Origin of the sequence: Thermomicrobium sp. CFH 73360 (assembly GCF_023806465.1) — a bacterium.
Lineage (GTDB): Bacteria > Chloroflexota > Chloroflexia > Thermomicrobiales > Thermomicrobiaceae > Thermomicrobium.
In genome coordinates this window covers 1-6,609 of sequence record NZ_JAMSLS010000018.1, presented here as the reverse complement: position 1 = coordinate 6,609, position 6,609 = coordinate 1, and the positions used below count along the sequence as shown (strand labels likewise).

General features: G+C 57.7%; 4 protein-coding genes and 1 rRNA gene. All 5 read right to left on the bottom strand.

Annotated elements, in window-relative coordinates:
• The coding region (locus NET03_RS13270) for a TadA family conjugal transfer-associated ATPase (protein ID WP_252129372.1) at positions 1-1,227 on the bottom strand (1,227 nt) is incomplete at its 3' end.
• An 18-nt stretch (positions 1,228-1,245) separates the two neighbouring features.
• Positions 1,246-2,511, bottom strand: coding sequence for a CpaE/TadZ family protein (locus tag NET03_RS13265; RefSeq protein WP_252129371.1), 1,266 nt, complete (start codon positions 2,509-2,511; stop codon positions 1,246-1,248).
• Positions 2,508-3,494 carry a Flp pilus assembly protein CpaB gene (gene cpaB, locus NET03_RS13260; protein WP_252129370.1) on the bottom strand — a complete coding sequence of 329 codons (987 nt, stop codon included), beginning with the start codon at positions 3,492-3,494 and terminating at the stop codon, positions 2,508-2,510. Before cpaB ends, NET03_RS13265 begins: the two co-directional genes overlap by 4 nt.
• Before the next feature lie 93 nt (positions 3,495-3,587).
• Positions 3,588-6,248 (bottom strand): phosphatidylglycerol lysyltransferase domain-containing protein, encoded by a 2,661-nt coding sequence (locus NET03_RS13255; RefSeq protein ID WP_252129369.1) that lies wholly within the window; start codon positions 6,246-6,248, stop codon positions 3,588-3,590.
• Positions 6,249-6,374: 126 nt separating this feature from the next.
• Positions 6,375-6,493: ribosomal RNA gene (rrf, locus tag NET03_RS13250) — 5S ribosomal RNA — on the bottom strand.
• Between the last annotated feature and the right edge of the window lie 116 nt (positions 6,494-6,609).

Genomic DNA, 6,609 nt, shown 5'->3' with positions numbered 1-6,609 from the left:
GCGCGAGCCGTCCTTCAGCCTTGCCATATGGATAATAAGATCGAGGGCTGACGCAATCTGTTCGCGAATTGCGCGAACAGGCAAATCCATCCCAGCCATCAACACCATCGTCTCAAGTCGGTGAAGCGTATCGCGAGGACTATTTGAGTGGATCGTCGTCATCGAACCATCATGGCCGGTGTTCATGGCTTGGAGCATGTCGAGCGCTTCGCCGCCACGACACTCACCAACCACGATCCGATCCGGCCGCATCCGCAACGCGTTAATGACCAAGTCGCGGATCGTGACTTCGCCTTTCCCCTCAATGTTGGGCGGTCGCGATTCGAGTGTGACGACGTGCTCCTGCCGGAGTTGGAGCTCTGCTGCGTTCTCAATCGTGACGATCCGCTCGTCTCCTGGGATGAACGATGACAGGACATTGAGTAACGTCGTCTTCCCTGAACCTGTTCCGCCCGAAACGACAATGTTCAGTCGCGCTTCGACGCAGGCCTTCAAGAACTGGGCAATCTCCGGCGTCAGCGTGCCGAAGCGGATAAGGTCGTCGACCGTCAAGGGATCGCGACTGAACTTCCGAATTGTCAAGCACGGTCCTACCAATGAAATTGGCGGGATGACAGCGTTGATTCTTGAACCGTCGGGTAACCGCGCATCGACCATCGGAGAACTCTCGTCGATCCGCCGGCCAAGCGGCGAGACGATGCGGTCAATAATGCGCATAACGTGTTCGTCATCGTCGAACTGAACCGATGTTTTTTCGAGTTTCCCACCACGTTCAACCCACACCTGCTTGGGGCCGTTTACCATGATTTCAGTTACGGTGTCATCTTTGAGCAGGGGTTCGATCGGCCCATATCCGAGGATCTCCGCAACGATAGCTTCAAACAAGCGGTGCCGCTCAATCCGGCTCAGCGCGATGCCCTCAGATTCCAGAACCGAAAGGAAGGTCTCCTCCAATGTCCGACGGACTCGTTGCTCGTCGCTTAAGTCCATTCGCGGATCCAGTTCGGCAATAATGCGGTTCTGGATACGCGCTTTCAGCTGCTGCACCGTATCGTCCGTGCTTGGATGCTGACTCGGCGCACGCATTTGTGGGCGCTTCAATACCTGGGCAAGTTGTGGGGGACGAGTCGCCCCTCCAAGCTCTTGCGTCTCTGTTGTATCCGGCGAGCGATCAATAGACAGTGGTCCCGTCTCGGTGGTATTGCCAAGTCGTCGAAGTAACGACATAGGTCACCACCTTTCTCCTCACCGGACGATGGCACTTGCACCGAATCGGGGCAAGAAGCGTCGCCGTCGCGTCGTTGCCGGCTGTTCGTTTGCCTCCTTCGTCTCCAGTAAGAGATCAGCGAGACGATCAATCTCAGCAACCACTCGATGCTGAGGCTGTTCCCATGCTAAGGGTGTCCCTTCGTTGATGCTACGTATCACCGCAGCTGGATCGAAGGGGATTCGTATTCCTACCGGGAAGCGCAGACTCTGTTCGACGTCATCCGGTGACAGACCTGCGACATGATTGACTTGATTCAAGACGAGAATCAGCCTCTTGCTTTTATAACCTAATCGGTCACGGAACTCGATGAACAGTCTTGTATCCTTTATGGAGGTCATCTCTAGTGTAAATACCCAGACCAGGATGTCCGAGATGTCAGCACAAGCAAGAGTGACTTCCTCGTAGCCGCCAGCTGTATCAACGATGACGAAATCGCTCCGGCTGCGGAGCTCCAATAGTGCCTCTCGGACTCGATCAGCGGTGATTTGCTCCGCCTCATCGGGATACGCGGGTGCCAGCAACACCCGGACTTGACTCGCATGCCGCGTCAGCACCTCTTCGACGAGTTCTCCATCGAGAATCTCACTCGTGCGCGCCAAATCAACCCATGACCGCTGTGGATTCAAGTTCAACAGTACTCCAACATCTCCGCGCATCAAATCACAATCCACAAGCGTCACTTCTACACCACTTCGTCGTCGTAAGGCGATCGCGAGATTCGTCGCGAGGAACGTTCGTCCCACGCCTCCCTTGGCGCCGAGCACGGCGATAACCCGGCCATCGCGCCCCGCCGTTTCACGCACACTCCTCTCTGGAGGAAATGGACTATGCATCGGAACCGAGACTGCCACACCAGGGTTCGCGAGTCGCCCCACCCGGCGAACGGCCTCGACGAACTCCTCGTACCTGAATGGTTTCGTCAAGTACTCACGTGCCCCAGCGAGCATAGCCCGCCGCAACATGTCAGGATCGGGGTCGAGGGCGAGGAAAATCACTCCGATACCGGGGGCACGTGCAGTGATCGCCGCTGCAACCTCGAAACCGTCCAGGTCCGGCAAAGTCTGGTCCAGTAACACCACATGCGGCTGGAGCCGCAATGCGAGCTCGATGCCCTCCTCGCCTCTCGCCGCCTTACCGACAACGCGGAAGTCCGGTTCGAAGCTCAGTAGTCGCTCGATGTTGTCCCGACTCTCCTGAACATCGTCCACGATCAGTATGCGGATGATTGGTGCGCTGCTCACCGCGCCCCCCCACCGACCTCGACCGGTCCAGGAACCGGTAAACCATAGTCGCGAACAAGGCTGTCGTAGGTGACTCCCGCAGTTTCCACTGCCTGGTCATCACCACGAGCCCGCAAGAGCACTTGATATCGGAGGTTTTGGTCCAAGAGAAACGTGATAAGCTCAGCCTGAGCCGGATCTGCCTCCACAATCAGCAAGTCAACGGGTGGTAGTGCGGATTCACCCATCGGTGTGGGCGTTGCTTCGGAGCCGATCCCTGCAGCAACAGGCTGAACGCTCGCCGGTGCATTCCCCACGACAGACGTCCCGGCGATGACTTGGAGGACACGCAAATTCTGGACGATAATTTTTGTAACCAGCTGCCCTTCGCCAGTATCCGTTACGACCACACGTGATCCGGACGCTCCCGGATAGGGGTAGCTCCGTCCGGTGGATGTTCCCGGTTCAGGAAGCCGAACAGCATCTTGCGCCGGACTGAAGCCTTGTCCACTGTCGACCATCTCGAGCGGTTCCGTCGGCAAGACCCGCATGACATCGACCCGCCCAGCATAGACAAGGTCGATCAGATCATTCGGTTGGAGCATGCCACCGACCGCGTTAACACGATCAACGGGAATCGCAACAGCACGCTTTCCCTGCTGCAAGAGATTCGAGACACTTGGTGTCACGAGGTTCGCCATGAGAATGCGCTGTCCCTCAACCAGATCACCCGCCGCCACCAGCCCCACCACCTGATCAGGTTGCCGTGCCGTCCCCGGCGCGATGGATGCTGGATCAGCCTCAACAGTCTTCACGTCCTCGAGCGTCAGAACAGTCCCCGCCCGAACATCTCGCGCCGCAACCACAACCGATACCGAGGGGATCGTGGTCGGCTCAATCGTGGCTGGTTGGCGCTGCCGCTGAAAGGCAAGCAACGCAAGCAGCAACGCCAGGCTGGCGAAGACGACTCCAGCCACCAGATAAAGTCGGCCTCCTCGCAGCATGGACCCTCCCGACAAGGTGGCGGCAAATCCTTTCCACCACGGAAGAAACGGATTAGTTCGACCAACTCTCAATGGGGTCGACGTACCAGGTGGCTAGCCGTTTTGGGGGAGAAGGAACCAGTCTGAATGGGGATCCTCCAAGACCGCCGTTGCGCGCGTCCGGCTACTTCGCCCCTCCGTCGCCTCGACGATCGCCAGGAAGACAGCCGGCAGTGCGGTGACAGACCGGTATACCAAATATCTCGGCTCCCATCGTGGACCGAATTTCGCTTTGAAGTGGTAGAGTCCGCGGAAGGAAAAGAGATGATCAAGTGCGCGAGAGAAACGCTCCCTCACCGGGTCGATCCCTGGCACAGGAAGCTCTACCCCAACGAGTGGTGCAAGTCCAAGCGAGAATCGCTGGTAGCCTGCTTCTCGGCAGTACTCAAGTACAGAAGCGAGCAACACTTCCATTGCCCCGTGCGGCTCAAGGCGCCGTCGCATGAGATCGATCGTGATTTCCCCATCGACGCCACTCGGAATCAAGTTCGTAAAGGCCACAACCTTCCCTGCGCTATCGCGGAGCATCGCTACAGGAGTTGATCGAAGGTAGGCCACGGAGAATTGGCCGAGTGTGAAGTAACGCTCCCGACGCCCGGGCACGGTCAGCCACTCGCGATTCACCTCCTCCAGCTCTCGAAGAAGTGTATCGTCCTGCGGGGGCTGCCGCACCTCAAACCGGTAACCCTCTCGCTGTAACCGCCGAACCCTGTAGCGGAGCTCCTTAAAGCCAGGCCGTTCGAGTGACCACTCGCTGAGATCGACGACAGCCTCTTCCCCAAGTTTGAGCATCCTCAAACCATATCCCGCATACTGCGGAAGAAACTGCGTCCCGACCTGGTGGAATGCCGGTTCCCAGTCGTTTAACTCACAAAAGTCAAGGAAATCCCGCAACAGTCGATGAAACGCCTCTTCACCACACGCGTTGGGATCCCCTAAAACGAGCGCGACGCCGTTCAGCGCGCGGTAACTGACCACGCCATCCCCCGCTCGGGAGAAGAAGAACACCTTATCCGGCCACGATTTGAAAAAATCAAGTGAGGAGTTGCCGCATCGCTCAATGAGCACTCGAGCTCGCGTTCGCTCCGTAGGATGAACCCAGTACCGCCAGACCACAGGTCGTCCAAGACTCCATACCGCACTCAAAAGTGCAACTGCTGCAAGAACTCCTACGGAGCTGAGGAACCAAGCACCATACCGTGTCTCCGCACTGAGCGGCCATGTCCCCAGTCCAAATCCGCTAAGCACCAGAATGTGAATTGCTTCCCACCAACTGTGGACAGGCGGCGAAAGCGCATGCCGACTGAGCAGCACGAGACCAGTCGTGCCATATGCAACGACAACCAGGATGCTCAATGCCGCAAAACCCACTCCTCGGACTATCGAGGGAACATCAGAGCGCACCCGATAGGCACGCCAGCGGACAACAAGGACACTAAACGCCAGGCCGGACAGAACAAGCACAAGGAGATCCCGTCGTTCAAGTGCTTGCTGAACTATGGTGATTCCGGAGAGTAGGACAGCCAGAAACCACCCGGTTCGCTTCAGTCGCCAAACTTGTTGTGCGACGAGGAGTGAGCTGTAGCCAAGAACAAGCTCCGTAAGACGGGAAAGTTCCCATGGTTCAAAGAGAACGGCGCGTTCAAGACCACGCGCGAAAACGCGATGATGATGCGGCTCGAGTAGTCCAAAGATGCTGATCATACCGGACCCAAAAAGTAGTAGTGCAGGGAAACGGTCGACGGCTCGTCGCACGAGGGGTTCTCGCTGCAGCCAGAGAGCGGTCCCTGCGAGTAGTGGAGCCCAGAATTCATGGGCACGCCAGAGCAAGATGGCTGCCACCGAAACAGAACCTGGCAGACCGAGCTGGTGGAGGATCGCACTCCCTGCAAGCTCGACTGCCCCCGTACCTTGCGCGACAGGAACGACAAAAGCGAAGAAGTAACCAAGTTGATAGGCAATCAAAACCTTGTCCCAGGAAACGAAATACCCTAACGCACGCAACGCACCCCCGAGAATTAAAACGTTCAAGAGATCGACAGAAATCGCCAAAAGAAAGAGCGCAACCAAAGGTCGGCGCGGGACAGTCTTGCTCACCGACAGGAAAGAGTTCACCTTCGACCACCGCGTCACCGATGCGCGGATTCGTCGCGACAACACCAGCGCACCACCGAGAAGAAGGACAGCGACGAGAGCAGTACCGACCAGCAAAACAACCGTTGAGCGGAGCGCAATCGGGATAGCCTCTTCTTGAGTTACGAAGAAGACTGTCAAGGGAGTCAAGGCGAAGAAGGAAATGACTCCCAGTGCACCATACAGAACTATTGCGGTAAGGCTTGCCTCACGGCGGATTCCTTGGGTTTCCAATTGGCGTGCAAAGACGAGGGCACCAACCGCCGCACCCGCTGGAACAACACTGGACACCGCGACACGGTGCAGGTCAGCTGTGACAAGCGTGCGCAGCGGTAAGCGCCGTTCGAGATGAGTGAGGAGAAGTTGCAGTTGTGCGGCAATACATGCCGGCACAACCCCTTGAGCCAGTATCGTCAGGAGGAGCCACCAGGGTTGCACCAATTGTAAATGCCGGAGCGACTCAAGCTCCTTGCGATGACGGAACAAGAAGAGCGCAATAAGTCCGATGAACAGCAGAAAAGCGACGCGTGGGAACCACGAACGCAGCCTTTCAAAAGGAGAAATGACCATGCGGTACGACATGGCGCTCTTTCATTTTCTGTCCAGAACAGAAAAGAGCTCTCGTTCTTCCACGAGAGCTCTTGNTGCCACTGCTCCACCCCGCGTCGGAGCGAGTGGATGCGTCAACGTGAGGCTTCCCGTCGGGTGTGCGCGCAGTGGCCTCGCCTCCCGCGCAGTCCCCCGCGCAGTACTCTCCGGCGCTGGTGTGGGGCACGACCCGGTTCGGGATGGGACGGGGTGTTTCCACACCGCTCTCGACCACGCGCACACCTGACGAGAAGCGTCACCTACTCGACACGGGTTTCGAAGCGAGGATAGCTCTGCTGTGCCCACTTCCCTGTGCACGAGCGAAGTCTGGGACTGGCCTCGGCCATGAGGACGG